General features: G+C 43.8%; 21 protein-coding genes and 3 tRNA genes. 11 read left to right on the top strand and 13 right to left on the bottom strand.

Features of this window, described 5'->3' with window-relative positions:
- Window positions 1-6: 6 nt before the first annotated feature.
- The 4 genes from NITUZ_RS01745 to NITUZ_RS01735 form a co-directional block, all read right to left on the bottom strand.
- Window positions 7-1,419, bottom strand: a complete 1,413-nt coding sequence (locus NITUZ_RS01745) for a hypothetical protein (protein WP_048194586.1) — start codon at window positions 1,417-1,419, stop codon at window positions 7-9.
- Window positions 1,376-1,504, bottom strand: a complete 129-nt coding sequence (locus NITUZ_RS10330) for a hypothetical protein (RefSeq protein WP_275040816.1) — start codon at window positions 1,502-1,504, stop codon at window positions 1,376-1,378. Before NITUZ_RS10330 ends, NITUZ_RS01745 begins: the two co-directional genes overlap by 44 nt.
- A 258-nt stretch (window positions 1,505-1,762) precedes the next feature.
- Window positions 1,763-2,176: a helix-turn-helix domain-containing protein gene (locus NITUZ_RS01740; RefSeq protein ID WP_048194584.1), complete on the bottom strand. Its 414-nt coding sequence runs from the start codon at window positions 2,174-2,176 to the stop codon at window positions 1,763-1,765.
- 122 nt (window positions 2,177-2,298) lie between these two features.
- Window positions 2,299-2,997: a TIGR02391 family protein gene (locus tag NITUZ_RS01735; RefSeq protein WP_155991226.1), complete on the bottom strand. Its 699-nt coding sequence runs from the start codon at window positions 2,995-2,997 to the stop codon at window positions 2,299-2,301.
- Window positions 2,998-3,088: 91 nt separating this feature from the next.
- Here NITUZ_RS01735 and NITUZ_RS01730 point away from each other — a divergent pair, with 91 nt between their 5' ends.
- A complete protein-coding gene (locus tag NITUZ_RS01730; protein ID WP_048194576.1) occupies window positions 3,089-3,379 on the top strand; it encodes a hypothetical protein in 291 nt (96 codons plus the stop codon).
- Window positions 3,380-3,464: 85 nt separating this feature from the next.
- Here NITUZ_RS01730 and NITUZ_RS01725 read toward each other — a convergent pair whose 3' ends face one another.
- The 3 genes from NITUZ_RS01725 to NITUZ_RS01715 all read right to left on the bottom strand — a co-directional run bounded on the left by NITUZ_RS01725 (window position 3,465) and on the right by NITUZ_RS01715 (window position 5,525).
- Complete coding sequence (locus NITUZ_RS01725; protein ID WP_048194574.1) at window positions 3,465-4,193, bottom strand: tyrosine-type recombinase/integrase; 729 nt, start codon at window positions 4,191-4,193, stop codon at window positions 3,465-3,467.
- A 56-nt stretch (window positions 4,194-4,249) separates the two neighbouring features.
- Window positions 4,250-4,321: transfer RNA gene (locus NITUZ_RS01720), tRNA-His, on the bottom strand.
- Window positions 4,322-4,502: 181 nt separating this feature from the next.
- Window positions 4,503-5,525: a magnesium transporter CorA family protein gene (locus NITUZ_RS01715; protein ID WP_048194572.1), complete on the bottom strand. Its 1,023-nt coding sequence runs from the start codon at window positions 5,523-5,525 to the stop codon at window positions 4,503-4,505.
- Between the two features lie 364 nt (window positions 5,526-5,889).
- On the opposite strand from NITUZ_RS01715, the gene twy1 reads away from it, so the two are divergent.
- On the top strand, window positions 5,890-6,906 hold the full coding sequence (twy1, locus tag NITUZ_RS01710) for a 4-demethylwyosine synthase TYW1 (protein WP_048194570.1): 1,017 nt from the start codon (window positions 5,890-5,892) through the stop codon (window positions 6,904-6,906).
- On the opposite strand, the gene rdgB is transcribed toward twy1, so the two are convergent.
- Window positions 6,875-7,435, bottom strand: coding sequence for an RdgB/HAM1 family non-canonical purine NTP pyrophosphatase (gene rdgB, locus NITUZ_RS01705; protein ID WP_048194568.1), 561 nt, complete (start codon window positions 7,433-7,435; stop codon window positions 6,875-6,877). The two genes, twy1 and rdgB, sit on opposite strands and share 32 nt — an antisense overlap.
- Window positions 7,419-8,039, bottom strand: coding sequence for a KEOPS complex kinase/ATPase Bud32 (locus tag NITUZ_RS01700; protein ID WP_048194922.1), 621 nt, complete (start codon window positions 8,037-8,039; stop codon window positions 7,419-7,421). Before NITUZ_RS01700 ends, rdgB begins: the two co-directional genes overlap by 17 nt.
- An 81-nt stretch (window positions 8,040-8,120) precedes the next feature.
- Here NITUZ_RS01700 and NITUZ_RS01695 point away from each other — a divergent pair, with 81 nt between their 5' ends.
- Window positions 8,121-8,444 carry a hypothetical protein gene (locus NITUZ_RS01695; RefSeq protein ID WP_048194566.1) on the top strand — a complete coding sequence of 108 codons (324 nt, stop codon included), beginning with the start codon at window positions 8,121-8,123 and terminating at the stop codon, window positions 8,442-8,444.
- Here the strand turns inward: NITUZ_RS01695 and kae1 are convergent.
- Both kae1 and NITUZ_RS01685 read right to left on the bottom strand, forming a co-directional pair.
- On the bottom strand, window positions 8,434-9,414 hold the full coding sequence (gene kae1 / locus NITUZ_RS01690; protein WP_048194564.1) for a KEOPS complex N(6)-L-threonylcarbamoyladenine synthase Kae1: 981 nt from the start codon (window positions 9,412-9,414) through the stop codon (window positions 8,434-8,436). The genes NITUZ_RS01695 and kae1 overlap by 11 nt on opposite strands.
- Before the next feature lies 1 nt (window position 9,415).
- Window positions 9,416-10,597 (bottom strand): redox-regulated ATPase YchF, encoded by a 1,182-nt coding sequence (locus tag NITUZ_RS01685; RefSeq protein ID WP_048194563.1) that lies wholly within the window; start codon window positions 10,595-10,597, stop codon window positions 9,416-9,418.
- A 75-nt stretch (window positions 10,598-10,672) separates the two neighbouring features.
- On the opposite strand from NITUZ_RS01685, the gene NITUZ_RS01680 reads away from it, so the two are divergent.
- Together NITUZ_RS01680 and tgtA are read left to right on the top strand one after the other, a co-directional pair.
- A complete protein-coding gene (locus tag NITUZ_RS01680; RefSeq protein ID WP_048194561.1) occupies window positions 10,673-11,221 on the top strand; it encodes an adenylate kinase family protein in 549 nt (182 codons plus the stop codon).
- Window positions 11,222-11,226: 5 nt separating this feature from the next.
- Window positions 11,227-12,741 (top strand): tRNA guanosine(15) transglycosylase TgtA, encoded by a 1,515-nt coding sequence (tgtA, locus tag NITUZ_RS01675; protein WP_048194558.1) that lies wholly within the window; start codon window positions 11,227-11,229, stop codon window positions 12,739-12,741.
- A 12-nt stretch (window positions 12,742-12,753) separates the two neighbouring features.
- On the opposite strand, the gene NITUZ_RS01670 is transcribed toward tgtA, so the two are convergent.
- Together NITUZ_RS01670 and NITUZ_RS01665 are read right to left on the bottom strand one after the other, a co-directional pair.
- Complete coding sequence (locus tag NITUZ_RS01670; protein WP_048194556.1) at window positions 12,754-13,056, bottom strand: ATP-binding protein; 303 nt, start codon at window positions 13,054-13,056, stop codon at window positions 12,754-12,756.
- Window positions 13,057-13,189: 133 nt separating this feature from the next.
- The gene (locus NITUZ_RS01665; protein WP_048194555.1) at window positions 13,190-13,402 is read right to left on the bottom strand and encodes a hypothetical protein; all 213 of its coding nucleotides are present in this window, start codon (window positions 13,400-13,402) and stop codon (window positions 13,190-13,192) included.
- Window positions 13,403-13,513: 111 nt separating this feature from the next.
- On the opposite strand from NITUZ_RS01665, the gene NITUZ_RS01660 reads away from it, so the two are divergent.
- From NITUZ_RS01660 to NITUZ_RS01635, 6 genes are all read left to right on the top strand, one after another.
- Entirely contained in the window at window positions 13,514-14,770 is a 1,257-nt protein-coding gene (locus NITUZ_RS01660) for an MBL fold metallo-hydrolase (protein WP_048194553.1), read from the top strand.
- The gene (locus tag NITUZ_RS01655; RefSeq protein ID WP_048194550.1) at window positions 14,770-15,597 is read left to right on the top strand and encodes a DNA-3-methyladenine glycosylase family protein; all 828 of its coding nucleotides are present in this window, start codon (window positions 14,770-14,772) and stop codon (window positions 15,595-15,597) included. Before NITUZ_RS01660 ends, NITUZ_RS01655 begins: the two co-directional genes overlap by 1 nt.
- A 34-nt stretch (window positions 15,598-15,631) precedes the next feature.
- Window positions 15,632-15,706: transfer RNA gene (locus NITUZ_RS01650), tRNA-Arg, on the top strand.
- A 58-nt stretch (window positions 15,707-15,764) separates the two neighbouring features.
- Window positions 15,765-15,838 (top strand) — tRNA-Pro (locus NITUZ_RS01645).
- Window positions 15,839-15,877: 39 nt separating this feature from the next.
- The gene (locus NITUZ_RS01640) at window positions 15,878-16,480 is read left to right on the top strand and encodes a hypothetical protein (protein ID WP_155991223.1); all 603 of its coding nucleotides are present in this window, start codon (window positions 15,878-15,880) and stop codon (window positions 16,478-16,480) included.
- Between the two features lie 26 nt (window positions 16,481-16,506).
- Window positions 16,507-17,424, top strand: a complete 918-nt coding sequence (locus NITUZ_RS01635) for a branched-chain amino acid transaminase (RefSeq protein ID WP_048194548.1) — start codon at window positions 16,507-16,509, stop codon at window positions 17,422-17,424.

Genomic DNA, 17,424 nt, shown 5'->3' with positions numbered 1-17,424 from the left:
TTGCGCTTAGACATCGATTGTCTCAAATTGTGAAGAATCGAATTTTTTGCTGACTTCCGTCTCATTCCTTATGATTGTAAGGGCCGCCTCAAAACATTCTATTGATTTCTTCACATCAATCTCATCTTTGCCATGAAAAACGATGTTACGGGTTTCTCTTAGTTCGTCCATTTTATGGAAATCGTCAGCTGTTATGTCATCATCAGTTTTCAAGACATCAAGAATCCTGCCAAGATCCCAGTTTTTCAGCTGCTTTCTCATTCCGTCAGATTGTAGTTTTTTGTCCCACTTCTGCCTCAAGTATTTCTCAATTACCAACCATGATGTGTTGAATGACTGTAGCAATTCGTTGTTTTGCGCGTGAGTGTATGATTCTAGTAACAGCCTGAGCTCACCCGCAAACTTGCCCTGCCAGATCTTTTCTGCCGTCTGAAGTATTTCCGTTAAAACCTCAATAGGAACACTCAATCGACGTAATACGTCCAGCTTGACATACCTGCTCCTATAGTCATATGGCACAGTACGCAATCCTGCGATTTGCCACGAATGCACGAACAATCTGTCCTTGACAAACACGGTAGCCAACTCATGTAGTCTATTGGCATAACAATTCAATCCAAGCAGCAAGGCAGTTCCAAATATCGTGTTGATGACATTATTTGCCTTGGTTCCTTCCTCGGTATCAAGTCCCACCAAACCATCTCTATTGACTATCAGATGGATGTGATCGAATTTGCCGTCATATACGGTGTCGTCAAGGTGAAGATGATCACCGCCTGACAACTGTCCCATGAAAGTCTTTTTGAATTCTCCAATCAGTATGAATGGATAGAAATATGCGCCCCACCCTGTCTTGGGGGCGAATGTTGAAGGCTGAACATCATCGTTCGTCGTTTGTGCTTGTAAACGTGTGAATGAGTTCTTGCAGACTTGGATTGTGAATTTTGCTTTTGCGTCAAGATCGATATCATCTATGCTGCCTGCAAAATCCCAAAAGGCAAGAGAATTCCCCCAAAAGCCAGTTAATTTACTCTGCAGTTCCAGACTTCTCTGCCTCATCTTTCTTCCAAACTCAACTATTTGCGGTAGAAAGAAATCATACGTTCTAGTTTTTCCGAATTCACCTTCGATTTCTCTCTTCCAGATGTCCTGATTTGAAAAATCCTCGAGCTGTTTTTCAAAGTTCTTCGGTGTGACCTCAATTACCTTGACTAATTTATCCGGAAGATCTGGAAAACTCGTCTTGATGACCAAGTACAATTCGTAATCTTTGCATGTGATAATGTAAATTTGACAAAGCTTGCTTAGTGACTCTGCTGGACCGCAATATCGTTTTTCTTCAGGGGACAGTTTCTCATATTCCTGTCTGAAAGTGTCAATCATAGAAGTGAATTTCTTTTCCAGTTTCGATTTTTCCATGCTGCAGAGAATTAGATTCTGGAACTAAATAATTTTCTGCAAAACTTCTCAAAATCCTCTTTGTAGTCATTATCTTTCTTTCCATATGGTTCATGAAGTTCCATTATGCTGTGTCTAGTCCCCCCCTGTTGTAGTTGTACAGGTCCATTGTCCTCTCAATAGTAAAAGGTCGACGACGTTTGGGGCCCGAAATCAAGGATTGAAGGCCCTCGAGGGGAGCCCCATCACGGGTTTCGGTCCCTTTTACTATCGAAGGAGAACTTGTGTTAGATTTGTCCTTCAATTCTTGAGTTTTGTATACCTAACAGAACTATTTAGCTTTTTGCTGAGTTCTGTGTAGCTGTCAGGTCAGACATTTTCTCCTGTGCTTCGGCTCGAAGACCCGATACTTGTTCTTGTATTTCACCGCCACGGGTCTCAGACCGTAGATTATGTCCCTGATGGAGTTTCCCGACTCTATCAGGTTCGAGATTTCCTTCTGCTTCTCATTTATCGCCTTGCCCAGATACGGCTCGAACTTTCTGGGTGCGGCGGTCTTGGGCATCTCATCGCTCACGTCCACCAGACCCTTGTCCCTTAGACCGTCTACTGTAAGGTAGATTTTGGACTGAGGGACGGAACTCTTCTTGGAGAGTTCAAGCATCTTCGATTTCTCTGTCAGAAGCAGAGTGAAGTAGACCTTAGACTCGTATTCCGTCAAGCCGCAGGACATCAAGGTCTCAAGAATCCTGTCAGCATTCCCATTTAGCACGAACATTCAATCACCTCGTTTGGTTAATTCCGGAGCCGAGCCATCTGGTTTCAGCGGGAGCGTCCTTTTCCCAGAGCCCCGCGTGGAAAAGGGAAAACCAGAATGAGCGAAGGCGATTAGACAGTATTTCAAACAGATGCTTCATCTAATCGCTTCATCAAAAGACTAAGAAAGGCAATATACTCCAAGGCCTTTGCTGAATCTTCTAAATTAGGCGTTGAATGAGACTTAGGATCTTTTATTCCAAGGAATGCTCCCATGTACAAGAATCTGAATCCTTCTCTTTCATCGATTTGTGCGGATTCATCCCCTTCAACTATCTTGATAGTTGGATGATCTTTATTGAAGACATGATTAACCAAGTTGACACCAATTTTGTCTCTGATTCGGCTTTTTGTCTTAATCTCCATTTCCAATACCTTAACAGCCTCAAAAATTGCTTGTGAGTAGTGTTTGTTGCGATAGAGTTTTTCACTCACAGCAACAATTTTTGGATGGAGTTTCAGTTCTTTTGGGAATTTACTTTCTTGGATCGGATCCTCTTCTTGAAGCTCTTCTAAGAATGCTTTCAAATATCCACCATATCTTTCCAATCTTTCTAGATGACTCTGCTGAAACACATGATCAGGAGTCCCAGATGAAACTGCCACAGGCCCATGAGTAGCACGGTAAAACTGTTTATAATAATCTGAATCTTCCCCAAATTCGTTTTTCAGGTAACGTAAAACCTTGCTTATCCAAACTGATGTTTTAGGATCCTTCCAATGAAGTTTTTTCAATGTCTTTATTTCACCAATAATTTTACGGAATTTCGCGATATCTGTCATCAATAATATTTTAATTCGTAATTATTTAACAATTAATGAAGGATATTCTATAATTGTAAAATTCAAAAAACAACTCGAGTTTAAAGTGTTAATGACTCTCAAAACTGCAATCAAAATGATAGAGAATCTAAGAGATTGTGAGGTCCAAACTGTCAAGATATTCAATGAAAGTCCGTACGATGACAGATATTCAGTAGATAGAATCAGAAGAGGCATGGCAAGAGTATCACAAGGCAAAGCAGATTACCTTGCCAAGATCTTGTCAGAGATTCAGACAGTGAAAATACAAAGACTACCTAAGAAGTGCGATCATCCCAAGAAGGACCAAGATGTCACGTCAGACGGTCAGAGATACTGCATGAACTGCAATGCGGATCTATGACCATCTCATAATTCTTTTTTTATTGTTTTAACACCAGCTCGACGGTATTTTTCTCTGCAGATATTGTTTTTCCATTTCTTGAGATTCAAAGATGTCTTTTGCAAGTGATATTGGAAGAGAGGTAGTTTCTCTGGTTCAGGCTTATCCACAGAAATGAATCTGGGTCGCTGTTCTGTGGATGCTGTGAAATCCACTGGCTCAACAGAGGTGCCGAGAGATAGACGAAGACCACCTTGTCCCCTGTCTTTCCAGTAGCAGAGATGTATGCGCCTTGCTCGTCGAAATTCACATTCCTTATCCGCATCGTCAGAAGCTCGCCGGGTCTCATGCCAGACTCGAACAAAGTCAGGAGCATCGCCTTGTCCCTGACGGTGGCACAGTTCTCCACCATCACACGAATCTCGTCAGATGTGAGAACGTCCTCCGGCCTGATTGCGATTTTGTTTCTCTGCTTGCAGGAGGCCTTGATCCATTTCACTTCGGTGGGATAGTTCTCGTCGCCCTTGAGCCACTTCCAGAACCTCTTGATTACGACCCGGTAGCTGTGCTTTGTCCACTCGCTGTAGTGCGAAGTGTTGAGCTCCGAGATGAGGTTCTCGATGTCGCGTTTTGTTACACTATCAAAACTCTTGCCGCCGAGTCTCTTGTCAATTTCGCGGAGACTGTAGATGTACTTCCAGATTCTGGCGTAGGAGAGATTTTCTGCTATCAGTTTGTTCGTAAATTCGACTACTTTTTTCGTGTTGTAGTCGTCGCTCTGCTGGTATCGTATGATTGCGTTACCTACTCTTTCCTTGTAGTTGTACAGGTCCATTGTCCTTTCAATAGTATAAGGTCGACGACCTTTGGGGACCGAAATCAAGGATTGTAGGCCCTCGAGGGGAATCGAACCCCTGTCCGGGGATCCACAGTCCCCTATACTAGCCACTGTACTACGAAGGCCGCAAGCACTACTCCCCACAAAAGGGGTATTAACGTAACTACGACCGAAAATCAGGGACAAATTTAATTATTCCATATAAAAAAACCGAGTAAATGCAAGGAAAAGGCTGGTTTATCGCAATGGCAATAACCGTAGCTTTGGTATGGTGGGGCGCAAACTATCTTTCGCCCTGGAAGTAAACTAATACACTAGCCATTCACGCCTGTAGAACCACAGAAACATCAGAATTGACGGTATTATAGATAGAATTAACATCACAATAAAGGTAGTATATTCTCCAAGGAATAGCCACGCGCCTGTTTCTATCCCCCCAGGCAGATTCACATTCATCCCATACATTGCGCCTATCACGGTTGCTGGAATAGACAGGGTGAATATGATGGTAAGAGTTGCAAGTATCTTGTTTGACTTTTCAGTTGAGAGCATAAAGTCTGTATCCTTGTAGATCTCCATCGTTTCTTTTGCCTCATCGAGTGTCTCAACCACCTTGTCGATGTGGTCTATGACATCATCAAAATGTATGACAAGATCATCGTCAGGGCTTGAGAATCTCTGCGTACTCTTTGATGTTTCCAGTACAATCTTGCGCAGCGGGTTCACTATCCTCCTAAGTATTGTGATCTCACGCCTCAAAAGCGAGATCTTTTTTGGTGTTGACTTGTTCTCGTCAAACACATCATCTTCAATTTCATCCAGATTAGCCACAATTCTGCGCAACGTATGCAACAGATCATCTACAAGTGCATCAATGATTTTATGCAATAGGAATCCGGGCGACTTTGAGAGTAGCTCAACGCGTCGTTGCTGGTTTTCCTTGCACTGCAAGAACATGTCTACTAGCGGCTTTAAGTCGCCGTTATGTATGGTGACAAGAAAATCTTTACCTATGAATACAGATAGCTGGGAAAATCGTGGCATGCCTTTTTTAATTATCATGGGAGGAAAATGCAATATTATAAACGAGTGATCATCATAGTTGTCAATTTTAGCAAGCTGTATCTTCGATATCGAGTCATCCAGATTAAGGGTGTTAAAATCATACATCTGGCCTAGTTTGTCAATTTCAGCGCGTGTCGGATTGAGAATGTCGGTCCAAGAAAATCCATTTCCCTGTATTGTCTCAATATGGCTTGGTACCTGCACATCCTGTTGTTGATGCCTTCTCAGATGTGGAAGTCTTGATATGATCGTACCTTTTTTCATTGCAGCTTCCAGACTGTGACAATAAATTTAAATTTTTGATTGCGTCTTGGGCATGTCCCCATTTACAGAATCAGTGAGTTTTTTTATCATGAAAATTTGGGCGTGGCCTCAAGCGCAGAACATTGAGAGAACACCTCTCGATGCCATAACGCCAGTGCGTTCATGGCTCACCTTGCAGTTCTGCTAGGCCACGCGCGGATTATTTGTTATAGATTACAACTATCCGCATTAAACATCATAGGAAATTATAATATTTAAAATTTAGTTCAAATTATTTTCCAAAATAAACATACATATTGTAATAATTTCATAATACGATCACCAAAGAAGATTTGATATTGCACAAAATGCAATCAATTCCAGTTTGAGCTGTTCAGGAGAGTTTGTAGAGCAGGACGATCTAATTCAGATAAGACCTTCAATAGTGAAACAGCTAAAAAAAGCCAAGTATGGCGTAGCAGACCATGCAACAGTGGAGCTGTGTCACTGGACAAAAAAGTCTTTCAAGGGTGACGTGGGATGCTACAAGCACAAATTCTATGGCATATCGACCCACCAGTGCATGGAGTTCTCCCCTGCAGGAATGCATTGTGAGAACAGATGCGTTTACTGTTGGCGCCCTATGGAGTTTTATGACTCGCTCCAGATGGATCCCGGAAAGGTTGCTGAGCCAAAGCAGATGTTAGATAAGCTTATGGAAGAGCGAAGAAAGCTGATCATGGGACACTATGGCGACCCAAAGTCAGACAGAAAAAAGCTTGACGAGTCACTTATGCCAAGCCACTATGCAATCTCACTTTCAGGAGAGCCAACGATGTATCCCAAGCTTCCAGCCCTGATAAGATACCTCAAATCTCTGCCTGCAACAAAATCAGTATTCCTTGTGACAAACGGACAGGAACCCCACATGATACAAAGACTTGTTGATGAGGACGCGCTTCCAACCCAGCTTTACCTTTCTACAAACGCAGCGGATCGGGAATCATTTATGAGAATAAACAAACCAAGATACACCGACTCTTGGGAGAGATGGCATAATACTCTGCAGATAATGTCAAATCTTAACACACGGACAGTCTTGCGCATGACACTTATCAGAGATTACAACAATTCTTTGCAGGATATCGAAGCATTTGCCAGTATGATAAAAAACTCCGGCATACATTTTATCGAGATAAAATCATACATGCACATTGGTAGGTCCACAAACAGACTTGAGAGGACCAACATGCTAGAGTTTGCAGAGGTCCAGCATTTTGCAACAGAGCTTGCAAAAAAGAGCGGTGTCTATTCCATAATGGATGATAGCGAGTCCTCAAGAATAGTAGTGTTGCAGAATCAGCAAAAGCCTATCGATCGCTGGATTGCAGCATATAGGTAGCAAATTTTGCAAGCGCTTTATACCTGTGCGATACAGAATTTTTGTCATCAAGCTGTGCATATGCCTTGTCTTTTCCCCGAGGAATAAAGATCGGATCATACCCCCATCCTCCAGGTTCCAGTCTTTTTGCTATTTTTCCGCGGACCCTCCCCTCAAAGAGCCTTGGTCTTTTTTTGCCATCATAAAATGCAACGACGGAGAGAAATTCGGCATTGCGATTTTTTCCCAACAATCTCACTATCCCTTTGTTACCTATCGTCTTGAACACGAATGACGAGTACGGTCCCGGAAACCCATTAAGCGATGTTATGTAGAGGCCCACATCCTCCACTATTACCGGCATTTTGCATTTTTCATATGCGTCAATGACCTTTTGTCTTGCTATATCAGATATAGAATCTGATTGTATCTCAACAGGATTGAATTTAAAAAAACCAGCTCTTATCTGGAATTTTTCCAGAATGTCCCTTACCTCAGCATATTTGTGCCTGTTCGATGATGCAAAAAATACATCATATGACCTGCGCATATCTTCCACGCCCCTCAATTACAGACACATGATGAATTACCTTAGAAAATCTTTGAGTGCCAACAGATGATCTGTATCCCTTCAAAAACGCCGAAAGCAACTTGCCCATGCATTCCACATGCTCACTTCCAAGTATTTCTTTGAACAGTCTTATGTCCACTGCGTGATCTTCAAGCCTTGGCGTTTTTTGTGCAAGGCCAAAATCTATTGCAAAGATCCTTTTTTTGTACGAGATAAAATTAGACGTGGTAAGATCCCCGTGCATTACCCCATTCCTATGAAGTATTCCTGTTATCCTGCCTATTTGGCTGCACGCCGCAGTCAACTCTTTTTGTTTTAGGTTTTTTACTGCAATTCCCGGAATGTGCTGCATCAGTATGGTGCACTCGTTGGTATCCACCCTGTAGACCAGAGGCGTCGGCACGCCAAACAACTTGGCCTCCGCCAAGATCATCGCCTCGTGTATTGTCCTGTACCTTCTTATCTTATCGTCCAATGTCTGATTCCTGTACGGCTTTCTCTTTCGTGTCTTTAGAACCGCAATCATTCCGTCATACTTTGTAAGATAGATGTCTCCTTCTGCTCCCTTTTTGAGCAATTTCATACCAACATTGTGTAATTTGTGGATATTTGCTCTTTTTGCCAGAAAAAATACCATTATAACCCAAGATTGGGCATTTACTGCATGGACGAGTCAGAAAAGCGGCTAAAGCAGGAAGACTGTAACGAGGATACTCTGGGTGCAGGCATACTCACGCTTACAAACAAACGCATCGCCTTTGACAAGACGCGTGGCAGGATTGCTGATTTTACAAAGAAGATAGGCGACACGGTGCTTGATGTGCAGTTGGGTGATATCACCAAGGTCTGGAAGGAGGGCCTGCTAATAAAAAAAGTCTGCTTTACTGCCAAGACTGCAGAAGGCGAGAAAACGTTCAAGTTTGGCGTCTTTAACACCGGCAGCTGGCAAAAAGACATCCAGAACGCGATAGACTCGCTTAATAGTTAATTTCCACAGTATCCAGTCTCCAAGACTGCCTCACAAAAGTATCACTCATCTTGGCTCCATTTTTTACCGTAGATTCAAGCAGCCCAGTCCAGGCAATCTGTGAGCCACAGTCTCCTGCATACTGTATTGGTGAGACATAAAACGCGGCTTCCTGTCTTGTACATATTTTCTCTAGCATCCCAGAAAGCCTCTTGTTTGCAGCAACACCGCCCACCACTAAAAGCTCCCTTTTTTCCGTAAACGATAGCGCTCTTTCTGTTGCCTCGCCAATCATCGCAAATGCAGTTTCCTGTAAGGAATAGCATGCGTCTGCCACGTTCTTTGATATCTTTTTTGTAGCAGATAAAAGACCTGAGAATGAGACATCATTCCCCTTGACAAGGTACGGAAGTTCTACATAATTTTCCGACTGGAGTGCAAGATCCTCTATTTTCTTTCCACATGGAGATGCAAAGCCGAGTGAGCGACCGAACTGGTCCAATAACTGTCCGAGCGTGATATCAAGTGTTTCGCCAAATATGCGCCATTTTTTCCCCTTGAATGCGGCAAGCATGGTATGGCCGCCTGAGACAAGCAGTACCAGCGGATCATTTGCTCCCGTGAGAAGCTTGCCAAGTTCTATATGTCCTATTGCGTGGTTTACAGGATAAATTGGAATTTTGTAGTATGAGGATATCGTCCTTGCAATCACTCCTGCCACCCTCAGACACGGTCCAAGCCCAGGCCCTGCAGCATAGGATATGATGTCAATGTCCTTTATTGTCAGGTTTGCCTCTTTGAGGCATTCTGCAAGTACTTCAGAGCTGCACTCTATGTGGTGTCGTGACGCTTCTCTTGGGTGTATTCCCTGCCCTTCCGGAGGCCGGTATATTCTCCTCACGTCAGAAAGTATTCTTCCCCTATGGTCTTTTTTTTCAACCACTGCACATGAGAATGTGTGAGCGGTGCTCTCAAACCCAAGACACAGCATCTTATCCACGGCTCATAGTGGAGACTATCTTGATTACATCTCCGTCCTTTAGTATGTGGTCGGCGCCTATTCTCTGCTTTGTCTTCACATCAACTGCATGCAAGAATCCTTTTGCAAGATCAGCATGTATAGTTGCCGCAAGATCTCTTGCGGTAGATCCCAAAGGCAGCAGTCTTGCATCAGGCAGAACAACCCCGTCCTTGTTTGTGAGTTTTGCCTCATCCTCGACTGGATATACAGTGATGAATTTGAGCGTCTCAAATACCGCATGATTTAGCGCCTGTTGTATTCCGGTAGTCTTTATCTTGCCAAGTACTGTGCGTACAAGTTCAAGCGCCTGCTTTTGTTGCGGTGTTGCATTACCCTGCACTTCAAAGCTTGAATCCCCCGGAACATACTTTATCAGATTTGCCTTGACTGCCTTGCGCAAAAGAAGCTCCGACTCGGCGCTGCACAGCACTACATGACCTTTGATCTTTTCCACGATTGAGAGATCCTTACACAAGTCGGCCTTGTTTGCAGCTATAAGAATAGGCTTTGTTTTTTTCCGAAGTATTCTCACAAAACTCAAAATATCACTATCGCTCCATTCTGCAGGCTTTTTTGTTACAAGACCTGATTCTTTGAGAACCTCAGATACAAGAAATTCTTTGACTCCAAGACCGCTGAACCTCCTTGCGATTCCTTCCGTTAATGTGGCCGTCTTTTGTGTGATCTCCCTGAGTAGCTTCTGCCATTCCCTATCAAGTATCTGCTTGAACCACAAATCAAATTCTGATTCGACAAACTCCACATCCTCGAGCGGATCGTGTGTTCCAGCAGGAACTGGCTGGCCCTGTATGTCAGTTGTCCCCGCAATATCAACTACGTGTATTAGTACTTCTGCTTGCCTTGCGTCGTCAAGGAATTTGTTGCCAAGACCCTTCCCTTCATGTGCTCCCGGAACAAGCCCTGCAACATCAATCAACTTGACCGGCACCAATCTTATCCCGTTCATGCAGTGCGGATTCTGATGAACGATTGTAAAATGCTTGCAGGCGCACTTGGTCCTAACGTATGTGACTCCAACGTTTGGCTCAATTGTGGTGAATGGATAGTTTCCTATTGGCACAGCGGTCTCTGTTGCAGCCGAAAAAAACGTCGATTTTCCAACGTTCGCCTTGCCTAAAAGCCCTATTTGCACAGAAGCCAGTTCTTGCCGACTTCATATTATTGTACAGCCCAAATCATTTAATCGGGTGCGGCTTTGATCAAGTGTGTGTTAGTAATAACAGGAAATCCGGGGGTCGGAAAGCACACATTGGCAAGAAATCTTGCCTCCAAGCTCAGAGTCGAGATTGTCGATTTAAACAAGATTGCAGTAGAGAGCAAAGCCTTCAAGAAGAGTGGTGGCACGCTCGATGTTGATACGGCCCAGCTGGCAAAGATAGTAAAGAAGATTAGAATACAGAACGCCATAGTCGTAGGCCACCTTGCACCGTACGTGATACCTAGATCACAAGTTAAATTTGCCCTGATTTTACGCAAAAATCCCTACAAATTGATTGCAATTTACAAGAAAAGAAAATACACAAAAAGAAAGGCAATAGAAAATGCCGGGAGTGAGATCCTCGGAGTCATCTTGTATGACGCAGTGAAAAGCTTTGGCGCAAAAAAGACCGCACAGATAGATACCACCAACATTTCAATAAAACAAATGACCCAGAAGGCACTCTTGATTCTTGGGAAAAAATCAGGTGGAGATAATGTCGACTGGCTTGAAATAGTAGCAAAAAAAAGAGACCTTGCAAGGTTCTTTCCACAGTGAGAGATATGTTCGAGGTACTAAAGACAGACATGGCCGCAAGGATCGGCATTCTGCATACAAACCATGGCAAGGTAGAAACGCCTGCATTTGTACCTGTGATCCATCCTGTAAACCAGTCCATACCTGCAAAAAAGCTGAAAAAAATCGGATTCTCGCTTGTGATAACAAACGCGTACATTACCATGAACAGGTACGGTGAGGAGGCAGTGAGACGCGGCATTCACGACATAATAGATTTTGATGGTGCAGTCATGACCGACTCTGGCGGCTATCAGGTGCTAGAATATGGCAAAGTGGATGTTTCTTCGCCAGAGATGGCATCATATGAGAGAAAAATAATGACAGATATCGCAATACCGCTTGACCGTCCTACAGGATACGGACTGCCAAAGAAGAAAGCAACCGAGTATGTAGACTATACCCTGAGGATATCAAAGGACACCTTGGATGCAGCCGACCATAACGGACAGATCTGGTGCGGTCCAATACAGGGAGCTGAGCATTATGACCTTGTGAAAAGGTCCACAAAGGCGCTAGTCGAGTTCGGCTACAAGATGCTTGCACTTGGAAGTCCTGTAGAAGTGATGGAGTCATATGAATACAAAATTCTAGCAGAGATGATACTGCACGCAAAAAAGCTCATCCCATCATCCATTCCGCTCCACCTGTTCGGAGCAGGCCATCCACTCACTATACCAATAGCTGTAGCTCTGGGATGCGATACGTTCGATTCGGCATCATACATGCTCTATGCCAAGCATGACAGATACATAACGGAGGACAGGACGGCACACCTATCTGAGATGCAGTATTTTGCATGTAGTTGCGAGATATGCTCAAGGCATACGCCAAAGGAGATTTCAAGCCTTGCCGATCAGGACCGTACTAACGCCATCGCACTACACAACCTCTACGCAATAAAGTCCGAAGTAGACAGAGTCAAGCAGGCAATACATGAAGGAAGGCTGTGGGAATACACCGTAAAGAAGATACGTGCCCATCCCAAGCTATTCGAAACACTTGGCATATTCACGGAAAACCCGGAGTTTTTTGCCAGGACCACGCCACGCTTTAAGGAGCGCGCACTATTTTTGTCATCTCCAGAGGACCAGTTCAGGCCAGAGATTTACCTGCACCACAAGACTGTGCGAAAATTCAGATCTGATAAAAAAGAGGCAGTAATAGTTCCGGACTCGCAAAGAAGGCCGTATTATCTCTCAGATGAATACTCCAAGATAATGAAAAAATTCAGGCCTGACAAGGTTCAAGTGTGCATCTACAATCCGTTCTTTGGAATAACACCGCTTGAGCTTTCCGACCTCTATCCTGCATCACACTATGTCATGGCAGACATACAATACAAACCAGATGACTTTCCAGAATTTGCCAAGACGTGGACAGAATTCTTTTCAAACAACAAGTTCAAGACAGTCCACATCACGGATGACAGATTCCTAAAAGAGTTTGCAAAATTCCCAGCTAGAACTAGGCTCAAGAAAATAAAAAGTAAAAAGAAATAGAAGAAGACCCGTTTAAAGGCCTGCGTCTTCTGCCCAGCCCTTTACGAAAACTCCGTTCTTGTGGAGAGGAACTGGTTGACCAGCTGTGTAGTTCATTGGTCTCATCCAAAAGATTGCCTTTGTTGGGCAAACTCCGATGCATGCTCCGTCGGAGATGCATCTTTCTGGATAAAAGACAAATGCTTTACCTCTCTTCCAGCCCTCAACAGGCTTTACACGAAGTACGTCTGGGCCTAAAGATGTACAGATTTCAACGCATAGTGCGCATCCAATACATCTTTGCTCATCTACGTCTGGAAGTATTGCTATTGGCATTTATTTCACTAAATGTAATCTCTTTTCGTAACTATTTAAACTATGATTAAAAAATTCAACAGCGTTATAGAAAAATCAGATCGCAAAAATTTGAAAAATTTCAAAAGATAAAAAGATGATATCAGATGGTGCTCTACTTTCGCATTGCATCTATCTGGCCGCTTGTTACCCAGTCGAGCAGCTCTGCTGCTGTTGGATTCAAGTCAGCTCTTTTATCCATCAGATTTTTTACCCAAACCCAGTTAATCTGGTTTAGCAGTGGTTTGTTTCCCTCATCGCCTGCGCGTACTTTGCTGCGTAGGTCTGCTGGGATTGAATTCCACCATTGGTCGAAAGTTCTACCCATAAAGGTGGATCTTAGGTTTGACTAATTAAAGCTTTTGAAGATTACATCGCAAATGGAATGATCGAGCTAAATGAGGCAAGGTATTAAGATAGACCAGAGAAAATCAAATTCTTGAAGGTCAAAGTATTAGGTGCTGGCCTCGAAGTAGGCCGATCTGGCTTTTTGGTGAATGCAGATGGGGCAAACTATCTTTTAGATTATGGCGTGAACCTTGGAAAAAACCTTGCAACACCGCTTCATGTCATGCCAAGAGAGGTAGACACCATAGTGATAAGCCATGCACACCTTGACCATTCCGGATATGTCCCATTAATGTATGTAAGTGGAAACGCCGATGTGTTTGCAACGCCACCGACATTTGATCTTAGCCGTCTCCTAATTGAGGACATGTTAAAGCTTGAAAAGGACATACATCCGTTTGGCCTGCCCGAGGTAAACAAGATGTACTCCCATGCAATACCCGTAGAATACAAGCAAAGGATAAGGAGAGGCAATTCTAGCTTTGAGTTACGCGATTCGGGCCACGTGGTTGGAGGCAGTTCTGTCCTTGTAGAATCAGATGGCAAAAAAATATTCTATACAGGCGATGTGAATCTGAATGGTTCTCGTATGTTACGCGAGATGGACCTTGACATAGGAGAGATCGACCTTCTCATAACAGAAAGTACGTATTCCCAGACAACCCAGATGCCGCGAAAAGAGTCCGAGGAAAAACTAATCGAGTTTGCAAACGAGATACTTGACCAAAAGGGAACGCTGTTCATCCCCTCATTCTCAGTAGAACGCTCGCAGGAGATTGCGTGTGTTCTAAAGAACGCCAAATTCAAGCACAAAATAGTCATGGATGGGATGGCGCTCAGTGTTAATGAGATAATCATGCAGTATCCCGAGTACCTTCGTGATTACGACGTCTTCAGAGACGCAGTAAAGAACACAGTATGGATAAAGAATCAGGCTCACCGAAAACGCGAGTTGAGCGAACCGTGCGTAGTCATTTCTCCTGCAGGAATGCTTGTTGGAGGCAACGCTGTTTTCTATCTGCAAGAGCTCGCATTTGATAAAAAGAACGGCATTGCGCTTGTCTCATACCAAGGTGAGGGAACGCCTGGCAGAAAGCTTCTGGAAACCGGCAAGGTAATGATTCATGGCCGGGAACAAAAGGCAGAGGCCCAAGTACGCCAGTTTGAATTCTCTGGCCATTCTGACAGAACTGCATTATTTGATTTGGTAAGTCGCATGAAGGGAAGCCCCAAGGTGCTCACAGTTCACGGTGACGGAGATTCTTGCACCAAGTTTGCCGAGGAAATTCATCAGAGATTTGGCCTTGAGGCACATGCACCGCAGATTGGCGATGTAATTTCAGTATAATGCTGAACCTAGAGCACACCATAAACAGCGGCCAAGTATTTTTGTGGGAAAGATACGGCAACAAATGGTACGGAATACACGGTGACGACGTGCTTTTAGTTGATCAGAGCAACCCTGAAATCGTAGTTTCTTACAGCGGTGAAAAATACGATCTTTTCAGGCAGAGTGATAATTTTAACAAGGTAATCAGAGAGATAGCAAAGGATGTGATAATCAAGGAGGCCACAAAGAGGTTTGCAGGCATGAGGCTTCTAAGGCAGGACCCGTTTCAATGCTACATCTCATTTATCGTCTCGGCAAACTCGAACATACAGAACATAAGGCTGTCTTTGTACAAACTTGCAAAAAAATTCGGTAAAAAAGTCAGATTTAATGGAAAGGAATTCTTTCTATTCCCGGATGCAAAAAAAATCTCAAGTGCAAGCATTTCAGAGATCTCATCATGCGGTCTTGGCTACAGGACAAAATATGTACACGCTGCATCAGAGGCAGTTAGGAGCGGTGCAATCGACTTGGAGCTGTTGAAAAAATCAGATTACCACACCGCAAGAGATGAACTCTGCAAGATTGATGGGATAGGAAACAAGGTGGCAGACTGCATCATGTTATTCTCGCTTGAAAAGACAGATGCGTTCCCACTTGACAGGTGGATGCTGCGTGCGTTGCACAATTATTATCCGGGAAGATTTACCGTTGATGAAAGTCTCACTGAAAGAAGATATCATATTTTGCACGATGAGTTAAGAGAGTATTTTGGAGCATATGCAGGATACTGCCAACAGTTTCTCTTCAAGATGATAAGAGATTCGAACCAGAAAAGATGGTGAAAACCCTTAAAATGCTATAAATTTGAAAAGCGTTGGGCCGGTAGCTCAGCATGGATAGAGTGCTGGACTTCTAATCCAGTGGTCAAGGGATCGAAGCCCTTCTGGCCCGCTTTTACTTTCCATTCAATCGCACCAAAAGTAATATTGTGTCATTTTCTTTGAGCATCGGGGACGTAGGTTAGCTTGGTATACTGCCAGCCTCGGGCGCTGGAGATCATGGGTTCAAGTCCCATCGTCCCCACTTTTAATCATAAATATACCCAAAATCAAATCAAATCGCTTGACAGTTGCAGTATACCTTGCACACCTAAACCCGCTTACCAACGCGCATGTGCAGATAATAGAGGAGCTAAAAAAAGAATCCGAGGTCGTAGTCATGCCAGTAGTCTTTATGTGCGGTACAACAGAGATAAACAGCAGGAGTTTCCCGTTTGACTTTCAGACAAGAAAGGAGATGATAATTTCAGTATTTGGTGACTCGGTGCAAGTCTCTCCAAATTATACGTTCTATTCCCCGTTCTGGAGATATTTTCCGCCACTACTATCACCATACTCTTGGAAGCTGAGAAGTCAGATCCTGAGCGGTATTGGCCGCGATTATTACACATACACGGGCGATAAGATTGAGGGAATAATGCTAAAGGCATACAGATTGAACCCGCGAGTCGGAACGCGCAAGGAGATCTCAGCTTCCTCAGTTAAGAACAAGATGTACGAGGCGGCTCAAGGCAAGAATACTGATTGGAAGAATGACGTGCCAGAGCAGGTAGTAAAGATCATCGAGGCAAACTGGCACATAGTAGAAAGGTATTCTACAGCCGAGGATACCACGACAAGAATCGCAGGAATGAAGTTCCCCAAGGTAGGCATCAAACAAAAATAGATTAAGATCTCACTTGAAGGCAGGTTATGAAGCTGGCAATCTCAAAGTATGTCTGGTTTGACGGCAAGTTCGTCACGTATGAGAAGGCACATGTGCCCATCACCACGCATGCAATACACTATGGCACATCCATCTTTGAGGGAATACGTGCGTATTGGAACGGAAAAAACCTAAACATATTCAGGCTGAACGACCACATCAAAAGATTCAGAAGGTCAGGACAGTTCTACTCTATTTCACTTAATTACACAGATGATCAGATATTTGACGCTGCCATAAACTTGTGCAAAAAGAACAAGATAAGAAGATCCTGCTACATACGACCGTTTTATTTTGTAGGGCAGTATGGGATAAATCTTCACGTGACGCCGAGTGCTCCAACGCACGCTGCCATGTTTGCCTTCCCGTTCGGCGACCTTTTCAACAAAAACGGCATAAGTGCCGGCATCTCATCGTGGCGGAAATTTAGCGACCTTTCCGCACCTACCCTTGCAAAGATGGGAGGCAATTATCTTAATTCCATTCTTGCCACACAGGAATGCAAGAGGAACGGTTACGACGAGGCAATAATGCTGGACATTAATGGTAATGTAAGCGAGGCGCCAGGAGAGAATGTTTTCATTGTAAAAAATAACACCCTGATTACGCCGCCACTTAGCTCGTCCGCATTGGAAGGGATCACTAGGGACTCGGTCATGACATTAGCAGATGAATTAGGATACTCGACAATTGAAAAAGAGATAACTCGAAGTCAGATCTACCTTGCAGATGAAGTATTCCTTACTGGAACTGCAGCGGAGATAATTCCCATAATAAATATAGACGGCCAGAAGGTAGGGGACGGACGAACAGGAAACATTACAAAGCAGATACTGGATTCCTACAATAAGGCAGCCATGGGCACAGACCAGAACCATCAGGATTGGATAACGCCGGTGTATTAG

Source organism: Candidatus Nitrosotenuis uzonensis, assembly GCF_000723185.1.
In the GTDB taxonomy this organism is placed as follows: domain Archaea; phylum Thermoproteota; class Nitrososphaeria; order Nitrososphaerales; family Nitrosopumilaceae; genus Nitrosotenuis; species Nitrosotenuis uzonensis.
Note: the sequence above shows the minus strand (reverse complement) of the source record. Positions and strands in the feature narration are given on the sequence as shown.

Excerpts from the sequence above, each read along its gene's own strand:
- NITUZ_RS01745 (WP_048194586.1), bottom strand. The coding sequence starts at position 1,419 with ATGGAAAAATCGAAACTGGAAAAGAAATTCACTTCTATGATTGACACT.
- NITUZ_RS10330 (WP_275040816.1), bottom strand. The coding sequence starts at position 1,504 with ATGGAAAGAAAGATAATGACTACAAAGAGGATTTTGAGAAGTTTTGCA.
- NITUZ_RS01740 (WP_048194584.1), bottom strand. The coding sequence starts at position 2,176 with ATGTTCGTGCTAAATGGGAATGCTGACAGGATTCTTGAGACCTTGATG.
- NITUZ_RS01735 (WP_155991226.1), bottom strand. The coding sequence starts at position 2,997 with ATGACAGATATCGCGAAATTCCGTAAAATTATTGGTGAAATAAAGACA.
- NITUZ_RS01730 (WP_048194576.1), top strand. The coding sequence starts at position 3,089 with ATGACTCTCAAAACTGCAATCAAAATGATAGAGAATCTAAGAGATTGT.
- NITUZ_RS01725 (WP_048194574.1), bottom strand. The coding sequence starts at position 4,193 with ATGGACCTGTACAACTACAAGGAAAGAGTAGGTAACGCAATCATACGA.
- NITUZ_RS01715 (WP_048194572.1), bottom strand. The coding sequence starts at position 5,525 with ATGAAAAAAGGTACGATCATATCAAGACTTCCACATCTGAGAAGGCAT.
- rdgB (WP_048194568.1), bottom strand. The coding sequence starts at position 7,435 with ATGCGCAGGTCATATGATGTATTTTTTGCATCATCGAACAGGCACAAA.
- NITUZ_RS01700 (WP_048194922.1), bottom strand. The coding sequence starts at position 8,039 with ATGAAATTGCTCAAAAAGGGAGCAGAAGGAGACATCTATCTTACAAAG.
- NITUZ_RS01695 (WP_048194566.1), top strand. The coding sequence starts at position 8,121 with ATGGACGAGTCAGAAAAGCGGCTAAAGCAGGAAGACTGTAACGAGGAT.
- kae1 (WP_048194564.1), bottom strand. The coding sequence starts at position 9,414 with ATGCTGTGTCTTGGGTTTGAGAGCACCGCTCACACATTCTCATGTGCA.
- tgtA (WP_048194558.1), top strand. The coding sequence starts at position 11,227 with ATGTTCGAGGTACTAAAGACAGACATGGCCGCAAGGATCGGCATTCTG.
- NITUZ_RS01670 (WP_048194556.1), bottom strand. The coding sequence starts at position 13,056 with ATGCCAATAGCAATACTTCCAGACGTAGATGAGCAAAGATGTATTGGA.
- NITUZ_RS01665 (WP_048194555.1), bottom strand. The coding sequence starts at position 13,402 with ATGGGTAGAACTTTCGACCAATGGTGGAATTCAATCCCAGCAGACCTA.
- NITUZ_RS01655 (WP_048194550.1), top strand. The coding sequence starts at position 14,770 with ATGCTGAACCTAGAGCACACCATAAACAGCGGCCAAGTATTTTTGTGG.
- NITUZ_RS01635 (WP_048194548.1), top strand. The coding sequence starts at position 16,507 with ATGAAGCTGGCAATCTCAAAGTATGTCTGGTTTGACGGCAAGTTCGTC.